The organism is Salipiger bermudensis, assembly GCF_020171625.1.
GTDB lineage: Bacteria > Pseudomonadota > Alphaproteobacteria > Rhodobacterales > Rhodobacteraceae > Salipiger > Salipiger bermudensis_B.
In genome coordinates this window covers 152,319-171,142 of sequence record NZ_JAIUZY010000006.1, presented here as the reverse complement: position 1 = coordinate 171,142, position 18,824 = coordinate 152,319, and the positions used below count along the sequence as shown (strand labels likewise).

General features: G+C 66.8%; 18 protein-coding genes. 15 read left to right on the top strand and 3 right to left on the bottom strand.

Annotated elements, in window-relative coordinates:
- The first annotated feature begins 88 nt into the window (after positions 1–88).
- The gene (locus LCM15_RS12790; protein ID WP_224856972.1) at positions 89–1,000 is read left to right on the top strand and encodes a LysR family transcriptional regulator; all 912 of its coding nucleotides are present in this window, start codon (positions 89–91) and stop codon (positions 998–1,000) included.
- A gap of 489 nt (positions 1,001–1,489) precedes the next feature.
- Positions 1,490–2,410: a DUF6282 family protein gene (locus tag LCM15_RS12785; protein WP_224856970.1), complete on the top strand. Its 921-nt coding sequence runs from the start codon at positions 1,490–1,492 to the stop codon at positions 2,408–2,410.
- 49 nt (positions 2,411–2,459) lie between these two features.
- Here the strand turns inward: LCM15_RS12785 and LCM15_RS12780 are convergent, their stop codons facing one another.
- On the bottom strand, positions 2,460–3,260 hold the full coding sequence (locus LCM15_RS12780) for an IclR family transcriptional regulator (RefSeq protein ID WP_224856968.1): 801 nt from the start codon (positions 3,258–3,260) through the stop codon (positions 2,460–2,462).
- 110 nt (positions 3,261–3,370) lie between these two features.
- On the opposite strand from LCM15_RS12780, the gene LCM15_RS12775 reads away from it, so the two are divergent.
- From LCM15_RS12775 to LCM15_RS12740, 8 genes are all read left to right on the top strand, one after another.
- Positions 3,371–4,159, top strand: coding sequence for an HpcH/HpaI aldolase family protein (locus LCM15_RS12775; RefSeq protein ID WP_224856966.1), 789 nt, complete (start codon positions 3,371–3,373; stop codon positions 4,157–4,159).
- A 3-nt stretch (positions 4,160–4,162) separates the two neighbouring features.
- The gene (locus LCM15_RS12770) at positions 4,163–5,062 is read left to right on the top strand and encodes a hypothetical protein (RefSeq protein ID WP_224856964.1); all 900 of its coding nucleotides are present in this window, start codon (positions 4,163–4,165) and stop codon (positions 5,060–5,062) included.
- An 89-nt stretch (positions 5,063–5,151) separates the two neighbouring features.
- Complete coding sequence (locus LCM15_RS12765) at positions 5,152–6,150, top strand: TRAP transporter substrate-binding protein (protein ID WP_224856962.1); 999 nt, start codon at positions 5,152–5,154, stop codon at positions 6,148–6,150.
- A 62-nt stretch (positions 6,151–6,212) separates the two neighbouring features.
- Positions 6,213–6,800, top strand: a complete 588-nt coding sequence (locus tag LCM15_RS12760) for a TRAP transporter small permease (protein WP_224856960.1) — start codon at positions 6,213–6,215, stop codon at positions 6,798–6,800.
- Positions 6,800–8,071 (top strand): TRAP transporter large permease, encoded by a 1,272-nt coding sequence (locus LCM15_RS12755; protein WP_224856958.1) that lies wholly within the window; start codon positions 6,800–6,802, stop codon positions 8,069–8,071. Before LCM15_RS12760 ends, LCM15_RS12755 begins: the two co-directional genes overlap by 1 nt.
- An 8-nt stretch (positions 8,072–8,079) precedes the next feature.
- A complete protein-coding gene (locus LCM15_RS12750) occupies positions 8,080–9,006 on the top strand; it encodes a 3-keto-5-aminohexanoate cleavage protein (RefSeq protein WP_224856956.1) in 927 nt (308 codons plus the stop codon).
- Between the two features lie 2 nt (positions 9,007–9,008).
- Positions 9,009–9,734, top strand: coding sequence for an NAD(P)H-dependent oxidoreductase (locus tag LCM15_RS12745; RefSeq protein ID WP_224856954.1), 726 nt, complete (start codon positions 9,009–9,011; stop codon positions 9,732–9,734).
- A gap of 55 nt (positions 9,735–9,789) precedes the next feature.
- Complete coding sequence (locus tag LCM15_RS12740; RefSeq protein WP_224856953.1) at positions 9,790–10,521, top strand: SDR family NAD(P)-dependent oxidoreductase; 732 nt, start codon at positions 9,790–9,792, stop codon at positions 10,519–10,521.
- A 668-nt stretch (positions 10,522–11,189) separates the two neighbouring features.
- On the opposite strand, the gene LCM15_RS12735 is transcribed toward LCM15_RS12740, so the two are convergent.
- Together LCM15_RS12735 and LCM15_RS12730 are read right to left on the bottom strand one after the other, a co-directional pair.
- Complete coding sequence (locus LCM15_RS12735) at positions 11,190–12,356, bottom strand: iron-containing alcohol dehydrogenase (RefSeq protein WP_224856951.1); 1,167 nt, start codon at positions 12,354–12,356, stop codon at positions 11,190–11,192.
- A gap of 245 nt (positions 12,357–12,601) precedes the next feature.
- A complete protein-coding gene (locus LCM15_RS12730) occupies positions 12,602–14,230 on the bottom strand; it encodes an AMP-binding protein (protein WP_224856949.1) in 1,629 nt (542 codons plus the stop codon).
- A gap of 137 nt (positions 14,231–14,367) precedes the next feature.
- Between LCM15_RS12730 and LCM15_RS12725 the strand changes: the two genes are divergently transcribed.
- The 5 genes from LCM15_RS12725 (at position 14,368) to LCM15_RS12705 (ending at position 18,824) form a co-directional block, all read left to right on the top strand.
- A complete protein-coding gene (locus LCM15_RS12725) occupies positions 14,368–15,114 on the top strand; it encodes an enoyl-CoA hydratase/isomerase family protein (protein WP_224856947.1) in 747 nt (248 codons plus the stop codon).
- A 73-nt stretch (positions 15,115–15,187) separates the two neighbouring features.
- Positions 15,188–16,393, top strand: coding sequence for an ABC transporter substrate-binding protein (locus LCM15_RS12720; protein WP_224856944.1), 1,206 nt, complete (start codon positions 15,188–15,190; stop codon positions 16,391–16,393).
- 11 nt (positions 16,394–16,404) lie between these two features.
- On the top strand, positions 16,405–17,199 hold the full coding sequence (locus LCM15_RS12715) for an ABC transporter ATP-binding protein (RefSeq protein WP_412103289.1): 795 nt from the start codon (positions 16,405–16,407) through the stop codon (positions 17,197–17,199).
- Positions 17,192–17,935, top strand: coding sequence for an ABC transporter ATP-binding protein (locus LCM15_RS12710; protein WP_224856942.1), 744 nt, complete (start codon positions 17,192–17,194; stop codon positions 17,933–17,935). The genes LCM15_RS12715 and LCM15_RS12710 overlap by 8 nt, the downstream gene beginning before the upstream one ends.
- Before the next feature lies 1 nt (position 17,936).
- The gene (locus tag LCM15_RS12705; RefSeq protein WP_224856940.1) at positions 17,937–18,824 is read left to right on the top strand and encodes a branched-chain amino acid ABC transporter permease; all 888 of its coding nucleotides are present in this window, start codon (positions 17,937–17,939) and stop codon (positions 18,822–18,824) included.

Below are 18,824 nucleotides of genomic sequence, written 5' to 3'. Positions count from 1 at the left end.
TGTTGGATGCGCCGCAGCATTCACAGTATGCGAAGATTGACAATAGAACAGTTCTGTTTGCATAAAATGCATACTGAGGGAGGGCGGGATGTTCAAGACACGGGAACTGGAGGCTTTTGACGCCTATATGCGGCTCGGCGGGGTCAAAATGGCCGCCGAAGATCTTGAGACCAGCCAGCCGATGGTCAGCCGGCTGCTGTCGTCGCTGGAGGAGAAGACCGGCTTCGAGTTGTTTCTGCGCAAACGAAATCGCCTTGCACCGACACCCGAGGCGTTCCGATTCCACCAGTCGGTGGTGCATCATCTCGCCGGGCTGCGCAGCCTTGAACAGGAGGCGGTGGCGATCTCCAACGGGCAGGTCGGCCACCTCGTGATCGCCGCCCAGCCGATCTTCTGCGACACCTTCCTGCTCGACGCGCTGCAGCGCTTCCGCGAGAGCCATCCGCAGGCCACCGTGCAGATCGTAGATGTGGGCATGGCCGAGCTCCTGCGCATGATCTCCGAGCAGCGCTGCGATCTGGCCTTCGGGATCACCCTCAACGCCGAGGCGTTCGGCGGAGATGCCCGCGCGCTGGCGCATTGCGCCGCGCGCTGCATCCTGCCCAAGGGGCACCCCCTTGGCGACGTGGAGGAAATCCCGCTGCCGCGTCTGCGCAAGGAGTGGTTCATCGACCTCGCCGAGGGCAGCCCGTTGCGCCAGCGCGTCGATCACATGATGGAGACGATCAACGTCGACCGCACCATCGCGGCCGAGCTGCGCACGCTGCACGGCGTGGTGCGTCTGGTCGAGCGCGGCGTCGGCGTGGCGATCGTCGATCCGGTGGCCAGCCAGCTGCTCGACCCCGCCAAGGTCACGTCGCACCAACTGCTCCCGGCGATCACCTGGGACATCGCACAGTTCGTGCCGCGCGACCGCCCGCTGAGCGCGGTGGGGCTGGCCTTCGCGAAGGCGGTCTCCTCCGAGATCGACCGCCTCAAGCGCGCGGGCGTGGTGAGCTGAACTGCGGGTGCGGCGGTCTTAGCGGTGGAGAACGCCCGCGCGATGGGGCCCCGCGTTATGTCAGGCGCTGCAAATACTCACTGACCGTGGCGCGTGTGATGCCGAGGTCGGGCGCCTTCCGGATCGGCGGCATCCCGTGGCGCATCTGCATCTCGATCGGCACGGAAAGCGAAACATGCGCGCCGACCTCGCGGGTGCGCTGCCAGGCGGCATCGCCATCCCGGTCATGTGGATGAACAGGTGCCGGCCGTAAGCCCGCCCAGAGGCGCAGCGTCGGTCCGGGTGCCGTTCGGACCGGCCTTCGGTTCGACATATCCCTCGCAGGCGCGGGGAGGGACACGCGCGTAGGGGCGGGGCGCGCCACACCGCGCGGAAGGCGAGGCTTGACAATGCGCCGGGCTAAAAATAATCGTGGGCATGTTCCGTTTAGCAGAACTCGGGTGCGCTGTGCGAAACTACTGCTGCCACGGACCAAACTGGAGGACACCCATGACCGACATCGAAACGATCAAACGCGAGCAGGCCGACCGGATCAGCGAGATCCTGACCGGCGCCGTGGACCCGCATGTGCACAGCGGTCCGTCCATCGCTCAGCGGGCGATCGATCATCTGGATCTGGTCAAGGGGCTGTCGGAGGCCGGGTTTGCGGCGGTCGTGACCAAGGATCACGACTATGCCGGGACCATGACCGCGGCGCTGATCCGCGCGCACCATCCCGACCTGACGACGCAGATCTTCTCGAGCATCGTGCTCAACAACGTGGTCGGCGGCTTCAACGCCTTTGCGGTCGAACACTGCGCCGCCACGGACGGGCGGATCGTCTGGTTGCCGACCCTTGCAGCCGAGAACCACCTGCAGTGGGCCAACGCGACGGGCACCGTGCATCCGGCCTCGACCGCGAAGATCCGGCCCGCGCAGGCCATTCCGCTGTTCGAGGACGGCAAGCTGCGGCCTGAGGTCCTTGATGTGCTGGATGTCGTGGCAGCCACGGGCATGGCGCTCGCGAGCGGGCATATCCATGCCTCGGAAACCCGCATCGTCTTCGAGGAGGCGCGCAAGCGCGGCATCGAGCGGCTGATCTTCACCCATCCCGAGGACATCGTCGGCGCGACGGTCGAGGACATGAAAGCCATCGCGGACATGGGCGCCTATCTCGAGCACTCGCTGGCCTATTTCGTCGAAGGCTCGAAATTCCGCAACCGGACCAACGAAGAGCTGCGCGAATTCATCGACCATGTCGGTCCGGAGCGCACCATCCTGTGTTCGGACATGGGCCAGCTTGGCAACATGCTGCCGCTCGAGGGGATGCGGGGCGGCGTCGCCATCTGCATCGAACAGGGCTACTCGGACGAGCAGATCCACAAGATGGTGGCCACCAACGCCGCCGAGGTGATCGGCCTGACCGGCTGAGACGGTCAGGGCGCGGAACACGCTGCCGGGCGGCGCGGACTGGGCGCGCCTAGTGCCAGTTGCCCGGCAGCGGCCCCTGATAGCCAAGCGCGGTCGAGATCTCCTGCGCCGTGGCGCCCACCGCGCGGATCTGGTCCGGGTCCGGCGGGGTCTGGATGAACTGGGTCAGGCCGACGATCGCCAGAGTGCCTGCAAGCTCACCGGAGGCACCGAGCACCGGGAAGGCGAGGGCGTTGAGACCGACGGCGGTTTCGTTCGGGGCATCGGCCCACCCGCGCTCCCGGATCTCCGCAAGATGCTGCCTGAGCGTGTCGGGGTCGGTCACGGAATAGGGGGTGGCTTCGGGAAGCGGGCGCTCGAGGATGCGGTCGCGATGCGCCTCGGACATGAAGGCCATGGCCATCTTGCCCTGCGCCGAGGTCGAGAACTCGAGGGCCGAGCCCGGCCGGACGCCGACCTCGACCGCGGCATTGCCGCTGAAGGTCGTGACGATGCGGATGCCGCCCTCTTCGACCTGTCCGAGGATCACCGCCTGATCGCAGCGATCCCTGAGGGCGCGCATGGGCTGGCTTGCGATGCTGGCGATGTCCGAGGAGCTGATCGCGGCATTGCCGAGCTTGATGAGTTTCGAGCCGAGCCGATAGCGCTCGGTCAGGGGGGACTGCACGATATAACCTTGCTGAACAAGGGTTTGCAGGTGCCGGTGAATGCGGCTCTTGGTGGTGCCCAGTGACTCGGCGAGGGCGGTCACGCCAAGGTGACCCCGCGCGTCGCTCAGGGCCTCGAGGATCGAAAGGGCTAGAACAACACTCTGGATTCCTTCGGTTTTCTCTGAGGCGATCTTTGGCAAAACAGTCATCCTTCGCGGCCGGGTGAGGGGGTTGACTTTAAGCCTGACCTCACTCATGTTTCGTTTATAAGGATAGCGTTCTGTTAGGTAGAACGCAAGGGAGGAATACAGTGACGTCCGACAACCGCGGCTTTCGCGCCAGATTTCTCGATGGCGAGGTGATGTACGGGACCTTCCTGAAGGTCCCCGCGACGATGCCGGCCGAAATTCTGGGAAGCATCGGCTACGATTTCGTCGTGGTCGACGAAGAGCATTCTCCTTTCAATCGCGAGACGACCGACCACATCGTTCTGGCCTGCCGCGCCTGGGGCATCGGCGCGGTCGTGCGGGTGCAAAGCCCCGACCCGGCCACCATCCTCTCGGTTCTGGACTGCGGCGCCGACGGCGTCCTCGTGCCGCATGTGACCGACGCCGACACGGCGCGGAAGATCGTTGCGGCGGGGCGGTATCGCGGCGGCAAGCGCGGCTTTGCCCCGACCACGCGGGCCGGGGCCTTCGGGCGCGCCGGCCAGACCGAGCACATGCGCTCCGAGGATCAGCGCGTGACCCTCATCGCCATGATCGAGGACCCCGAGGCCATCGACAATATCGACGAGATCCTCGCGGTCGAAGGGCTCGACGGGGTGTTCATCGGGCGCGGCGATCTTGGCGCCGCCTTCGCCGACGACCCGGACCCGGCGGCGCGGGTGCGCCACGCCACGCAGACGGTTCAGGCCGCGGCGAAAAAGGCCGGGCGCACCGTCGCCGTTCTGCCGGGCTCGGGCGAGGACGCGGCGGCGCTGGCAAAGGCCGGGGCGAGCGTCTTCATCCTGTCTTCGGATCAGGGGTTCCTCAAGGCCGCGGCAACACAGGCTCATGCGACGATGTCGGATGCAGTCGCGCAAGCAAGCAAGGATTGAACCATGTACGACAAGTCGGACCCCCGCGCCGCACTGGCCCCGCAGAGCGCGCCCGCCGCGCCGAAAACCGGCCTGGTTGCCGAGCCGCAGGAGGCATACTTCTACCGCGACGCCCCTCAGGTCAGTGACGAGGCCGGCAAGACCTGGATGCTGCGCGGCCACAACTTCGTGCTCGCCTGGACCGAGGCGGCGCAAGGCAGCACATTTGCCCGCACCGATCAGCCGGATGAATACGCGGTGCTGCTGCCCGAGAACGGCGCGGTCATCGAATGGAACGGCACCACCACCGAGGTGCCGGGCTGGTCGATCGCCTTCGTGCCCGCCGGTGACAGCAAGATCACTCTGCCCGAGGGCGGACGCCTGACACGGCTCTTTACCGTCCGATCCACCGATCTGGCAGAGGCCTGCTCGAACGCGCGGGGTTATGACACGCCGCGCAGCCACATCCCGCCCTTCGAGGCGTGGCCGGATCCCGTTGGGGGCTGGAAGGTGCGGCACTACAGCCTCGACGTTGAGCCGGAGACCGGCCGTTTCGGGCGCATCTTCCGCTGCACCACGATGATGGTCAACGTGCTCGATCCCTTCGAGGGGCCGCGCGATGCCACCAAGATGTCGCCGCATCACCACGACGACTTCGAGCAGTGTTCCCTGGCGCTGGAGGGGCAGTTCGATCACCACCTGCGCTGGACCTGGACCACGGACATGGCCGATTGGCGCGACGACCGGAAGGTGTCGATGGGAGCGCCCTCGGCGCTCGTGATCCCGCCGCCCGTCGTGCACACCACGCGCGCCTCGGGGGAGGGCCACAACCAGCTCGTCGACATCTTCTGCCCGCCCCGCACCGATTTCTCGGAAAAGCCGGGCTGGGTGCTGAATGCCGCGGATTACCCGATGCCGGAATGACCCGCAGGCCACGATGACGAAGGACGCGATTTCGATCGCAAAAACTTGGGACCGGTGAGAGCCGGTCCATCACGGGGGAGGAGACCCACATGATCACCAGAAGACTTCTGCTGCAGTCCGGCGCCGCCATGGGGGCCACCCTCGCCGCGCCGAGCATCGCCCGCGCCGCCGGCAAGATGATCCGGCTTGCCCATTCCTCGAACGAGATCCATCCCGGGCACAAGCTTGCCACCAGCTTCGCGGAGGCGCTCGAAGAGCAGATGCCCGGCGCGTTCAACGTGCAGATCTTTCCGAACCGTCAGCTTGGCGACGACAAGCAGTGCCTTGAATCCGCCGTCGCCGGGACGGTCGAGATGGCCATGGTCTCTGGCGTCCTGATCCCGCTGGTCACCGGGCGCCCGGCCTTCGACGCGTGGCAGCTGCCGTTCCTCGTGCGCGACTACGATCACTTCGAGAAGCTGGCGCTCAGCCCGATCGGTCTGAAGCTGCAGGACGATCTCGAACAGGCCGGCATCGTCGGCCTCAGCACCGCCGACATCGGCCAGCGGCACTTCCTGTCGGTCAAGTCGCAGGTCAAGACGATCTCGGACATGAGCGGCCTCAAGACCCGCATCGTCCCGGTTCCGCTGCACAAGGCGATCTGGGAGACGCTTGGCGCCGCCCCGGTCGGCCTGCCTTACGGCGAGATCTACGGCGCGCTCGAAACCGGCGTCATCGACGCGGTCGAGATCAACGTGTCCTCCATGCTGGGCGAGAACCTCTGGGAGGTCGGCAAGAACTTCACGCTGACCGGGCATTATCCGTGGCACGCCACCAACGTGGTCTCCACCGGGTTCTGGAACACGCTCAGCGACGAAGAGAAGACCGCCATGCGCGAGGCCGGCAAGGCCGCGGTCAAGGCCACGCTGGCCTATGCCAAGGAGCAGGACCTCACCGGGCGCGATGAGCTGAAGGCCAAGGGCGTCGAGATCCTCGAGCTCGACAACCTCGCCGAAATGCAAGCATCGGTCGCCCCGCTGACCGATGAGTGGGCCAAGAAAGACCCCCTCATCGCCGAATTCGTCGAAGCCGCGCGCGCGACGGCGTAAGCTCCGCGGCCTCCGCCAGCCAAAATGGTGGGGGCCGTGTCCGCAACAAGGAAGGTCGACCCATGCGACTGCCCCCAGCCATTAGCGCCGGCGTCAGAGCCTATGTCGCCGTCCTGCGAAGCCTCGCGGGACTGTCGATGGCCATCATCGTCGTCGTCATGATTGCCCAGGTCTGGGCGCGCTACGTGATGGGCGGCTCGCTCATCTGGGCAGAGGAGCTGTGCCGCTACCTGCTCCTGTGGCAGACCTTTCTGGTGCTCGGGCTGGCCTATTCGCGCGGCGAATTCGTGTCGCTCGATTTCCTGCCGGCGGCGCTGTCCGAGCGCGGAAGATGGGTGCTCAAGGCGGTTTGCGCGGTGCCGATCGTCGCCTTCCTCGCCGTGGTCACCTACTACGGCGCCGACTATGCGTCGCGCTTCTCCAGCCAGACCATACCGGCGCTCGACTTTATCTGGGGCTCGCTGACGGGCCACTCTCTGGGGATCTCCATCAAGTATGTCTATTACTCCGTCGCCGTGGGATCGGCGCTCATGATCCTGCATGTGATCGCCGATGTCGTCTCGGGCTACGGCGACATGACCGCCGCCGCGAAACAGGACGGCCTCGACGATACCAAAGAGGTCTCTTCAACCGGAGGGAGGCAGGGCTGATGGGGGCGTTCTTTCTGATCTTCGCCGGGCTGCTGGCCTCCGGCATCCCGATCGCTCTGACCCTCGGCATGGCGGGAACGGCGTATCTCTACCTCTCGGGCAACGGCATGATGGTGCTGATGCTGCCGCAAAGGATGATGGCGGGCATCGACCAGTTCGTCCTGCTGACGATCCCGCTGTTCCTGCTCGCGGGCGCGCTGATGAACGTCGGCGGGGTGACCGACCGGATCGTGCATTTCGCCCGCGCCATGGTGGGCCACCGCCGCGGCGGCATGTCGTCGGTCTCGATCCTGTCCTCGGGCTTTTTCGCCGGCATCTCCGGCAGCGCCACGGCCGAGGCCTCGGCGCTCGGCTCGATCCTCATTCCCACCATGTCGAAGCAGGGTATGCCCGCGGCCTATGCCGCAGCGCTCATCGCGGTGTCGTCGGTGATGGGGCCGATCATTCCGCCGTCGATCACCATGATCATCTACGGCGTGCTGTCGGGGACCTCGATCGGACAGCTGTTCCTCGCCGGGATCGCGCCCGGCATCGCCATCGCCGGCGGCCTTCTGGCCTATGCGACCTGGCGGGCCAAGCGGGACGGATTTCCGATGACCGAACGGGTCAACGGCAAGGAGCGCTGGAAGGCCACGGTGCGCACGCTGCCCGCGCTGCTGCTCCCGGCGATCATCCTCGTTGGGATCAAGGCCGGCATCTTCACCCCGACCGAAGCCGCCGCCGTTGCCGTCGCCTACGCGCTGGTCATCGGCTTCATCTACCGTGACCTGACCCTGCGCCGGGTGTGGAACGCGATGATCGCCACCACGCTGGTGTCGGCCTCGATCCTGTTCATCACCTCGATGGCCTCGGTGGTGTCCTTCGTCTTCACCCTCGAGCAGGTGCCCCAGCATATCGCCGAGCTGGTTCTGTCGATCACCGAGGACCCCTGGCTGATCCTGCTGCTGCTCAACCTGCTTCTGCTGGTGCTGGGGATGTTCCTCGAGCCGATCTCGATCCTGATCCTGACCATGCCCATCCTGCTGAAGTTCCAGGCAATGATCGACATGGACCCGGTTCAGTTCGGCACCGTGGTGGTTCTGAACGTGGTCATCGGCATGGCGACGCCCCCGGTCGGGATCCTGCTGTTCATCGCATCGGCGATTTCCGGAGAACCCGTGACGCGGGTGATCCGCGAGGCGTTGCCGCTGGTCGGGATCTGCATCGCCGTGCTCGCGCTGATCGCGCTGGTCCCGGCCCTGTCGCTCGCCCTCCCCAACACCCTGTTCTGAGGCTTCTCATGTCACGCAAGATCATCATCACCTGCGCCGTAACCGGGTCGATCCACACGCCGTCGATGTCGCCGCACCTGCCGGTCACCGCCTCCGAGATCGCCGAGGCGGCGCTCGGGGCGCGCGAGGCGGGGGCCTCGATCGTGCACCTGCACGCCCGCGATCCCGAGACCGGTGCGCCGGATCAGTCGCCCGAGGCCTACGAGCCCTTCCTCAAGGTGATCAAGCAGCGCTCGGACGTGGTGGTGAACATCACCACCGGCGGCGCACCGAGCATGACCGTCGAGGAGCGCCTGCGCCCCGCGGCGGTGTTCAAGCCCGAGATCGCCTCGCTCAACATGGGGTCGATGAATTTCGGCTTCTTCCCGATCCTCGACAAGATGACCGAGTTCCAGCACGACTGGGAAGAGCCCTATATCGAGGGCTCGCGCAGCCGCGTGTTCCGCAACACCTTCGCCGATATCGAGGGAATCCTGACGACCTGTGCCGGCAACGACACCCGGTTCGAGATCGAGTGCTACGATATCGGCCATCTCTACACGCTGCAGCATTTCGTGCGGCGGGGCCTCGTGAAGCCGCCGTTCTTCGTGCAATCCGTGTTCGGCATCCTCGGCGGAATCGGCGCGCACCCCGAAGACGTGCAGCACATGCGCCGGACGGCGGACCGGCTGTTTGGCGAGGATTATCGCTGGTCGGTGCTGGGCGCCGGGCGGCATCAGATGCCGATGGCCATGCATTCGCTGCTGCTGGGCGGGCATCTGCGCGTGGGGCTCGAGGACTCGCTCTACGCCAAGCGCGGGCAGCTTGCGCTGAGCAACGCCGAGCAGGTGACGCTGGCGCGCGAGATGGTCGAGCACATGGGCTTCGAGGTCGCGACCCCCGACGAGGCGCGGGAAATCCTCGCGCTCAAGGGCGGCGACAAAGTGGACTTCTGATCGTGACCGGCAAATCCGTCCTGATCGTTGTCGCGCATCCGGAGCCGCAATCGTTCAACCATGCGATGGCGGAGGCGGCGGCGCAGGCCCTCGTGGCAGAGGGGCACTCGGTCCGGGTCTCCGATCTCTGCGGCGAGGGGTTCCGGGCCGATATCGGCCGGCACGACATGAGCAGTGTCGCCGATGCAGACCGGTTTCAGGTGCAGGCCGAACAGGCGGAGGCGGCGCGCACGGGCGCGTTCGCAGAGGACATCGCGCGCGAACAGGCCCGCGTCGCCGAGGCCGACAACCTGATCCTGCAGTTTCCCCTCTGGTGGGGCGGGCCGCCCGCCATCCTCAAGGGCTGGATCGACCGGGTGCTGGCCTACGGCTTCGCCTATGTGGATGGGCGCCGGTTCGACACCGGCGTGTTCAGGGGGCGGCGCGCGATGATCGGCGTGACCACCGGGGGCACCGAAGAGCGGTTTTCCCAAGACGGGGTCTATGGCCCGATCGCGCCGATCCTGATGCCCGTCCGGCGGCTGGCGCTGGAATACATGGGCTACGAGGTGGCGCCGGATTACGTCGCCCACGGCGTCCCACGCTCGGACGACGCGGCCCGCCGCGCCCATCTTGCCGCCTTTGCCAAGGCGGCGGTGGAGATGGCGGCATTGCCGGTCGAGCGCAGCGACGACTGGCGCACCGCGCTTGCCGCGAGCCCCGACGCCGCGTGGAAAAGGCCGCTCTAGATCAGGTCTCCCGGCGACCCCGACCCCATCGCAGAGCGGCACGAAGGAGGCTGACATGAGCACGGATCTCACCGGAAAGGTCGCGATCGTCACCGGAGGCTCGCGCGGGATCGGCGCGGCGGTTGCCCGCCGGCTCGCCGCCGAGGGTGCGCGCGTCTTCGTCGTCTGCCGCAGCAGGCTGGAGGAGGCCGAGGCGCTGGCGGCCACGCTGGGGCAGGGGGCCCAGGCGATGGCCGCCGATATCTCGGTGCCTTCGGACTGCGAGCGCCTGGTCGGGGACTGTGCCCGGATCGCCGGCCGCCTCGACATACTGGTCAACGCGGCGGGGCTCGGCCCCTATCGCGCGCTGGAAGACGCGGACCCGGATCATTACGAGGCGGTCTTCGGCACCAACGTGCGCGGCGCCCTGTGCCTGACCCGCGCCGCCGTGCCTGCAATGACGCAAGGTGGCCGCATCGTGCACTTCGGGTCCCGCCTCGCCGAGACGCCGATGCCCGGCACGGCGGTCTATGCCGCCTCGAAGGCCGCGGTCTCCGCGATGGTGCTGGCGCTCAGTCAGGAGCTCGGCACGCGCGGGATCACCATCAACGCCGTGGCGCCCGGCCTGATCGAGACCGAGATGACCGCCGAGACGCTCGGCACCCGCCGCGCCGACATCGAGGCTGCCACCCCACTCCGCCGGATCGGCCAGCCCGACGACATCTCGGGGCTGGTGGCCTTCCTCGTCTCTGCCGAGGCCGGCTGGATCACCGGGCGCACCATACGCGCCGATGGCGGGCTGCTGTGAGCTAGGCGAGGCCACCGCCACGACGCGTGGTCAACCTCCTCATGCCGGGGCCCTGACCCGATCCGTCAAAGGATCCTCTCAGCTCAAAACAGAGTGCCCCGGCGCAGGAGCCTCCTCCTGCGCCGGAGCATGTCACGTCGCGCTTGCCCTGAGATACGGGCCGGCGATCACTTTGACCTGCGAATCTTGCTCAGGCGCTTCTTCAGCGTCGGGCCGACAACCACGGCCACGGTCTGGGCCACGAGGATGAGGCTCGTCGTGTTCTGAACAGCTCCGTCGGCTTGATCGTCACGGGGGTGCGGCGGGGCCTGGACCTATCGGTTGTCCAGCACGTGGCGCTGGGAACTCTCGAGGACGTCGGCAGTTTCCACCTGCTTTTTGGACTTCCGCAGGTCACCGGCCAGATCGGGATTGTGGAGAGAACCCCCTTCCCGCGGACCGAGATCATCGCCTTGCGACGGGCGGTTCTATCAGAGCTCTGTGGCGATGACGGCGTGAGCCGAGCGGAACGAACGTGACCGCATATCGGTGTGCGGTGGTGCAGGGGCCGGGTGCCCGAGACGGCTGGCCGAAGGTCTCTCGCCAAGCCCCTCACCGCCCCGCACCCGTGCTTTTCCGACCTGAACGTCCGGCCCGGTCGTCTGCCCGGAAGCTCCCCGCTCCGGCGCCTAGAAGGCTTCTCTGTACAGGGCCAGAGCATCCGCTTCGGTGACCTCGACCGGGTTGTTGACCAGCAGGCGGGTCTGCAGCATGGCGTCCCGGGCGAGCGTGGGCAGGCTGTCTTCGGACACCTCGCAGTCGCGCAGGCGACGGGGCGCCCCCGAGCGGTCCATCAGGTCCTCCATGAACGCGACGAAGCCGGCCGCGCGCGCCTGCACGCCCTCCTCGGACGCGCCAAGCACCACGTCGGCAAGCTCTGCATAGAGCGGGGCCGCGGCGCGCATGTTGTAGCGCAGTACGGGCCCCAGCATCAGCGCATTGGTCAGGCCGTGCGGCAGGTGGTAGTGGCCCCCAAGCGGATAGGCCAGCGCATGGACCGCGGCCACGGGGCTGTTGGCAAAGGCCTGCCCCGAGAGCGCCGCCCCGAGAAGCATGGCCTCACGCGCGGCACGGTTGTCCGGCTCGGTGCAGGCGGTCACGAGGTTCGGCGCCATCAGGCGCATGGCTTCGCGCGCGAAGACGTCCGACAGCGGGTTCTTGCGGTGACGGCTGGTGAAGGCCTCGATGGCATGGACCATGGCGTCGATCCCGGTCGCGGCGGTTTGCACACCGGGCAGGCCGACGGTCAGTTCGGCATCGAGCAGCACCCGATCCGCATAGAGCTGGTGCCCGACGATGCCCATCTTTGTGGTCTCGCCGGTGGTCAGGATGGTGATGTTGGTCATCTCCGATCCGGTGCCCGCGGTGGTGGGCACCTGCACCAGCGGCATGCGCTCCCCACGGATCTTGCCGATGCCGTAGAGATCGGACAGCTCTTGCGCACTGACCAGCAGCACCGCCGCCAGCTTTGCGATATCCATGGACGACCCGCCGCCAAGCCCCATCACGAGGTCCGCGCCGGCGGCCTTGCCCTGTTCGACGCAGGCCATAAGCACCGCTTCCGGCGGATCCGCCACCACCTCGTCGAAGACGGTGACCGAGAAACCATTCGCCGCCAGCGAGGCCAGAGCGGGATCGAGAGCGCCGCTCTCGTGCAGGAAGCGGTCCGTCACGATCAGCAGGGTGCGCTCGGCGAACCAGCCCGAAAGGAGCTCGCCGATCCGCCGCGCGCCGCCCCAATCGACGCAGATCGAACCGGGGCTGTCGAAGGAGAAAGGTGCAATGCCATCCGTCATAGGGGAAGTCCTTGTCTTGAGATTGCGCAGGGCGATCAGGCCGCGCTGCAAAAGGTCTGAGGCCGGGACGTGCGCTGCCACGCCCGAGGTCCGCTGGTCCGACCCCGCCGAACGGCGCCGTCTCTCACGCCGGCATCCCGGAGCGGCGTAGGGTCATTCAGGGGCCTCCGGGGGGACATGTGAAATCCCGATCAGGGGGCGCTGGCGCCCGGTCCGCGGCAGGCGGCGGGGAAGGGGGGGCCGCCTCAGGCGCGCGCACGGGCGCGCTTGTCCGCCTCGCGATCCCAGGTGTCTGCGGTCACACCCGCCTTGCGCAGCAGGTGCTTCTGCACCTTGCCCGAGGCCGTCTTTGGCAGGTCGTCCAGCACCCGAAGGTAGCGCGGCACCATGAAGCGCGGAAGCGTCGCCGACAGGCGTTCGCTGACCGAAACCGGGTCGATCCTCTGCCCCTCGGCGGGGGCCACGACAATCAGGACATCGTCCTCCGAGAACTCGGACGGGACCGCCACAGCGGCGCATTCGCGAATCTCGGGGAGGTTCAGCACCTCGCTTTCCAGCGCGAAGGACGAGATGTTCTCGCCGCGCCGCCGGATCACGTCTTTCAGCCGGTCGACGAAGTAATAGGTGCCATCCGCGTCGCGGCGAAAGCTGTCGCCGGTGTGGAACCATCCGTTGCGCATCGCCTCCACCGTGGCGGCGGGGTTGTTGTAATAGCCCGACATCAGCGCCCAGGGCCGATGCGAGCGGATGATCAGCTCGCCGGTTTCACCGGCGCCCAGGGGGATATCGTTTTCGTCGACGATCCGCAGCTCGCACCATGGACGCGGTTTGCCGGCGATGCCCTTGGTGGTAATGCCGGGGCCCGCGTGCATCGGGCTGGCAATCTCGGTCATGTTGTAGATCGTCCAGGCCTCCACGCCGAAGCGCTGCGCGAACAGCGGGCCGTCTTCGCCGAACGGCGTGATGAAGGCGCGCCGCAACGGGTGGTCTCGGTCATCCGGGCGGGCAGGGGCCTTCAGCAGGAAGGCGGCCATCACTCCGAGCAGGAGGCAATAGGTCGAGCCGGTCTCGCGCACCGCCTGCCAGAAGGTGTCGGTCTTGAACTCGCGCATCATCCCGATCGACAGGCCGCGCGCCAGCATGGCATTCACGTAAAGCGTCGAGCCACAGTGAAAGATCGGACCGCAGATCATGCAGCGGTCGTCCTCGGCGACCTCGAAAGCGTCCGGGCCAATGGTATAGTGCTGGGCATAGGTGCTCATCACCCCCTTGGCGTTTCCCGTGGTGCCCGAGGTGTACATGATCGCATGAAGGTCCCACGGCTCGATCGGCTGGGACAGGTCCAGCGCCTCGGGGTTCTCTTCCTCCGGATCGACCAGCGGCGCGATGTCATAGCCGTCGATGGCGGCGGCCTCGCCCTCGACCACCAGAACGCTGGTGACCGCGCCGGCGTTCAGCCCGGCCAGACGCTCGACCAGCTCGGCCTGTGCAACGAGCACGGCGGCATCCGCATCCGCCAAAATATGTTCGAGCATCTGCCCGCGCGCCCCGGTGTTGATCGGGACATAGGCGGCGCCGAGGTAGTTGATCGCGAACCACGTGCACAGAAGGTCGGGGCTGTTGCCCATCAGGCAGAGCACATGGTCGCCGCGCCGGACGCCGGCCCGCGCCAGCGCGCTCGCCCGCAGCCGCACGCGACGGTGCAACTCGCCATAGCTCCACAGCGGCCCGGGCCAGAACTGGACGAACGGCGCGTCGGGTTGGGTCTCGGCGTATCCGTCAAGGATATAGCGCAGGACAGACCTGTTCCGATCGAGCGCGGGATCGGCGCCCATGGTGCTTTCGGGGGCCGTATCCGTGGACGTCTGGGCCATCTCTTCCTCCTCAAGAAAAGGTCAATCTCCGGGCGCGCCGGTCGTCACGCTCGCAATTTTCATATTGCATCGGCGCGACTCGACATGCAACATACTTGGTAGTATGTCTCACGATAGCGGGACGACGACAAGGGAAAATGACCGAAATGACAGGTGTGGAAGTCGAGATTCAGGGCGCCATCGCGGCGGTACGATTCGACCGTGGCGGCAAGGCCAATGCGCTGGATTACGCGCTGATCGACCGTCTGGAGGCCACCGCGATCGAGCTGTCGCGCAACCCCGATGTGTCTGTCGTCGTGATCACGGGCACGCCAGGCATCTTCGCCGCCGGCGTCGATCTGAAGGACGAACGGCTGTGGAATCCCGAGGGCGGGGATGTCGCCCGTCACCTGTCGATGAATGCGGGCGCGCGGATGAGCAATGCGTGGCGGCGCCTGCCGCAGATCGTCATTGCCGCGCTTGAGGGGCCGGCGATTGGCGGCGGGGCCATCCTCGCGCTCTGTGCCGATTTCCGCGTCATCTCGGAAGAGGGCTACCTGCGCTTTCCCGAGGTCCGTCTCGGCATGACGCTGGGCTGGGGCGGTCTGCCGCTGCTGACCGAACGGGTCGGCGCCGGACGGGCCAAACGGATCCTGTGCTGTGACGAGACCATCGACGCCGACGAGGCGCTGGCGCTGGGGTTGGCCGACCGAAAGGTCCCGGCGGGCACCGCTTTCGACGCCGCGCAAAGCTGGGCCGCCTCGATCGCCGAAAGCCCGGCGATGTCGCTGCGCATGACCAAATCCGCCATCGACGCCCACGCCCGGCGCAACTGGGCCGAGGGCGCCGAGGGGGACCAGTTTCTTCTGGCCCGGCTGCTTGCCGAAGGCGGGCGCACGGGCTGAAGCAAGGGCCGGGGCAAGGGGGCGGCCGGCCAAACATGCACCGCTTTCGGTGCGAAACGGGAGGAGTAAACCAATGACGAAACTGAACAGGGCCGCTCTGGCGTGTCTATTCTCGATCGGGCTTGCGGCGGGGGCGCAGGCCGAGCCCTATCGGCTCGGTGTTCTCACCGATATGTCGGGCATGAACTTCGACCTGTCGGGCAAGGGCTCGGAAGTCGCCGCGCGCATGGCGGTCGAGGATTTCGGCGGCACGCTTCTTGGCGAAGAGGTGGAGGTGATCGTCGGCGATCACCAGAACAAGCCGGATGTCGGCTCGACGCTCGCCCGCCGCTGGATCGACGAGGAAAACGTCGTCGCCATCATCGACCTGCCGACCTCGTCGGTCGCGCTTGCCGTGCAGGAGATCACCCGGCAGAGCGATACCGCGCTGCTGATCTCGACCGGCGGCTCCTCCGAGCTGACCGGCGCGTCCTGCTCGCCCTCGACGGCGCAGTGGACGTGGGACACCTACGCGCTGGCGAACGGCACCGGCCGGGCGATGACGCTGGAAGGCGACAAGAACTGGTTCTTCCTGACCGTCGATTACACCTTCGGCCATGCGCTCGAGGCGGACACGACCGCCGCGGTGGAAGCCGCCGGTGGCACGGTCGTCGGCAAGGTCACCCACCCGCGCGAAACCTCGGACTTCTCGTCCTACCTGCTGCAGGCTCAGGCCTCGGGCGCGGATGTGATCGCGCTGGCGAATTCGTCGGGCGACACGATGACGGCGCTGAAGCAGGCCGAAGAGTTCGGCATCACCGCCGCCGGTCAGGACATCGCCGGGATGCTGCTGTTCCTCACCGACGTGCATGGCGTCGGCCTCGAGATCGCGCAGAACCTGACGCTGACCACCGCCTTCTACTGGGACATGGACGAGGACACCCGCGCCTGGTCGCAACGCTTTGCCGAGCGCATGGACGGCAAGATGCCGACCATGGTGCATGCCGGCGTCTACTCGGCGGTGCTGAACTATCTCAAGGCAGCCGAGGCCTCGGGCCAGGCGACCAGCGGCTCGCAGGTCATGGAGACCATGCGCGGCATGGATATCGACGACTTCTTCAACCGCAACGCCTATCTGCGCAAGGATGGCCGCGTGGTGCACGACATGTACCTCGTGCAGGTCAAGACCCCCGAAGAGTCGCAGGGCCCGTGGGACTACTACAAGGTTCTGCGCACCATCCCGGGCGACGAGGCCTTCCGTCCGATCGAGCAGAGCGCCTGTCCGCTCCTCGACGACTGAAGGGTGAGTTCATGACGATGGCTACCGTTCCGGCGCAGTACGCGCCGGCGGAGTCCCGTGCCGCATTGTCGGCACGGGGTCTCAGCAAGAGCTTCGGAAACTTCCAGGCGGTGAACGACGTCGACATCGACATTCATCACGGCCGGATCCACGCCCTGATCGGGCCGAACGGCGCGGGCAAGAGCACGGTGTTCAACCTGTTGACCAAGTTCCTGCAGCCGACCGCGGGCAAGATCATGTTCGGCGAGACCGAAATCACCCGCATGGACCCGGCCCATGTCGCCCGGCTCGGGGTGGCGCGCTCATTCCAGATCTCGGCGACCTTCGGAGACATGTCGCTGGTCGACAACGTCTGCGTGGCGCTGCAGCGGCCCAACGGGCTGGCGGTGCAGTTCTGGCGTCCGCTCGGCAGCCTGTCCCGGCTGCGCCCCCGCGCGATGGAGCTGCTGGGACGCGTCGGGCTTGCCGACATGGCCGCCCGGCGCGCCGCGGACCTGTCCTACGGGCGCAAGCGCGCGCTCGAGATCGCCACGACGCTGGCCCTCGATCCCAAGGTGCTGCTGCTGGACGAGCCGCTGGCGGGCATGGGGCAGGAGGACGTCGAGACCATGGCGGGCCTGATCGCAGATGTCGCCCGCGACTGCGCGGTGCTGATGGTGGAACACAACATCAAGGTCGTGGCCGATATCGGTCACGACATCACAGTGCTTCAGCGCGGCGAGATCCTGACCCATGGCAGCTATGCCGAGGTCAGCGCCGATCCCCGCGTGCGCGAAGCCTATATGGGAGCCGAGGACGATGACTGACGGATCCGCGACACCGCGCGAGGCGCGCGGCCCGGCGCTGCTGAAGGTCCGGGGGCTCGAAGCCTGGTACGGCGAAAGCCAGGCGCTCTACGGGGTCGACCTCGATGTCTACCCGGGCGAGACGGTCACACTTCTCGGCCGCAACGGGGTCGGCAAGACCACCACCCTGCGCAGCCTGATGGGCATCCTGCGCAAACGCCGTGGCGAGATCGACTTTGACCAGCGATCGATCCTGCGGCTGGCGCCGCACCGGGTCGCCCACGCCGGTATGGGGTTCGTTCCCGAGGAGCGTGGCATCTTCGCCTCGCTCACCGTCGAGGAGAACCTGCTGCTGCCGCCGAAGGTGGCCAACAGCGGCATGGAGATGTCGCTCGAGGAGATCTACACGCTGTTTCCGAACCTGCTCGAGCGCCGGCACAGCCCGGGCACCAAGCTCTCCGGCGGCGAGCAGCAGATGCTGGCCATCGCCCGCATCCTGCGCACCGGCGTCAGCATGATCCTTCTCGACGAGCCGACCGAAGGGCTGGCCCCGGTGATCGTGAACCGCATCGGCGAGATGCTGGCCGCGCTGAAGGCCCACGGGCTGAGCGTATTGCTGGTCGAACAGAATTTCCGGTTCGCGGCAAGGAACGCCGACCACTTCTACGTCATGGATCATGGCGTGATGATCGACAGCTTTGCCGTGGCCGAGCTGCCCGAAAAGCGAGAGGCGCTGAACACGGCGCTGGGGGTTTGATATGACAATGATACTCGGGATGCCGCTACCTGTCCTCACCGGGCAGCTGCTCATCGGCCTGATCAACGGCTCGTTCTACGCGCTGCTGTCGCTGGGCCTCGCGGTGATCTTCGGCCTGCTGCGCGTGGTGAACTTTGCCCACGGGGCCTTTTACATGCTGGGCGCCTTCACCGCCTGGATGCTGGGGCAGTATCTGGGCATCGGGTTCTGGGGCGCGCTGCTGCTGGCTCCGCTGATTGTCGGCCTCGTGGGCGCGGTCGTCGAACGCACCATGCTGCGGCGCCTCTACGATCTCGACCACCTGTACGGGCTGCTTTTCACCTTCGGGCTTGCCCTGCTTCTGGAGGGGCTGTTCCAGCATGTCTACGGCGCCTCGGGCAAACCGTTCTCGGCGCCCGACGCGATGAAGGGCGTTGTGAGGACCGATTTCGTGACCGTGCCGATCTATCGCGGCTGGGTGGTGATCGCGTCGCTCGTGCTCTGCCTCGGCACATGGGCGCTGATCGAGAAGACCAAGATCGGCGCCTATCTGCGTGCGGCGACCGAGGATGCCACGCTGGTGCAGGCCTTCGGCGTCAACGTGCCCCTGCTGCTCACGCTGACCTACGCCTTCGGCTGCGCCCTTGCGGGCATCGCCGGGGTTCTGGCCGCGCCGGTCTTTCAGGTCAGCCCGACGATGGGGTCGAACCTCATCATCATCATCTTCGCGGTGGTCGTGGTCGGCGGCATGGGCTCGATCCTCGGCGCCATCGCGACCGGCTATCTTCTCGGCATCGTCGAGGGGCTGACCAAGGTATTTTACCCCGAGGCCGCGAACATCGCGATCTTCATCATCATGGCCGTGGTGCTGATGCTGCGCCCGGCGGGTCTGTTCGGAAAGGAATACTGA

Excerpts from the sequence above, each read along its gene's own strand:
- LCM15_RS12790 (WP_224856972.1), top strand. The coding sequence starts at position 89 with ATGTTCAAGACACGGGAACTGGAGGCTTTTGACGCCTATATGCGGCTC.
- LCM15_RS12785 (WP_224856970.1), top strand. The coding sequence starts at position 1,490 with ATGACCGACATCGAAACGATCAAACGCGAGCAGGCCGACCGGATCAGC.
- LCM15_RS12770 (WP_224856964.1), top strand. The coding sequence starts at position 4,163 with ATGTACGACAAGTCGGACCCCCGCGCCGCACTGGCCCCGCAGAGCGCG.
- LCM15_RS12765 (WP_224856962.1), top strand. The coding sequence starts at position 5,152 with ATGATCACCAGAAGACTTCTGCTGCAGTCCGGCGCCGCCATGGGGGCC.
- LCM15_RS12760 (WP_224856960.1), top strand. The coding sequence starts at position 6,213 with ATGCGACTGCCCCCAGCCATTAGCGCCGGCGTCAGAGCCTATGTCGCC.
- LCM15_RS12755 (WP_224856958.1), top strand. The coding sequence starts at position 6,800 with ATGGGGGCGTTCTTTCTGATCTTCGCCGGGCTGCTGGCCTCCGGCATC.
- LCM15_RS12750 (WP_224856956.1), top strand. The coding sequence starts at position 8,080 with ATGTCACGCAAGATCATCATCACCTGCGCCGTAACCGGGTCGATCCAC.
- LCM15_RS12740 (WP_224856953.1), top strand. The coding sequence starts at position 9,790 with ATGAGCACGGATCTCACCGGAAAGGTCGCGATCGTCACCGGAGGCTCG.
- LCM15_RS12735 (WP_224856951.1), bottom strand. The coding sequence starts at position 12,356 with ATGACGGATGGCATTGCACCTTTCTCCTTCGACAGCCCCGGTTCGATC.
- LCM15_RS12730 (WP_224856949.1), bottom strand. The coding sequence starts at position 14,230 with ATGGCCCAGACGTCCACGGATACGGCCCCCGAAAGCACCATGGGCGCC.
- LCM15_RS12725 (WP_224856947.1), top strand. The coding sequence starts at position 14,368 with ATGACCGAAATGACAGGTGTGGAAGTCGAGATTCAGGGCGCCATCGCG.
- LCM15_RS12720 (WP_224856944.1), top strand. The coding sequence starts at position 15,188 with ATGACGAAACTGAACAGGGCCGCTCTGGCGTGTCTATTCTCGATCGGG.
- LCM15_RS12715 (WP_412103289.1), top strand. The coding sequence starts at position 16,405 with ATGACGATGGCTACCGTTCCGGCGCAGTACGCGCCGGCGGAGTCCCGT.
- LCM15_RS12710 (WP_224856942.1), top strand. The coding sequence starts at position 17,192 with ATGACTGACGGATCCGCGACACCGCGCGAGGCGCGCGGCCCGGCGCTG.
- LCM15_RS12705 (WP_224856940.1), top strand. The coding sequence starts at position 17,937 with ATGACAATGATACTCGGGATGCCGCTACCTGTCCTCACCGGGCAGCTG.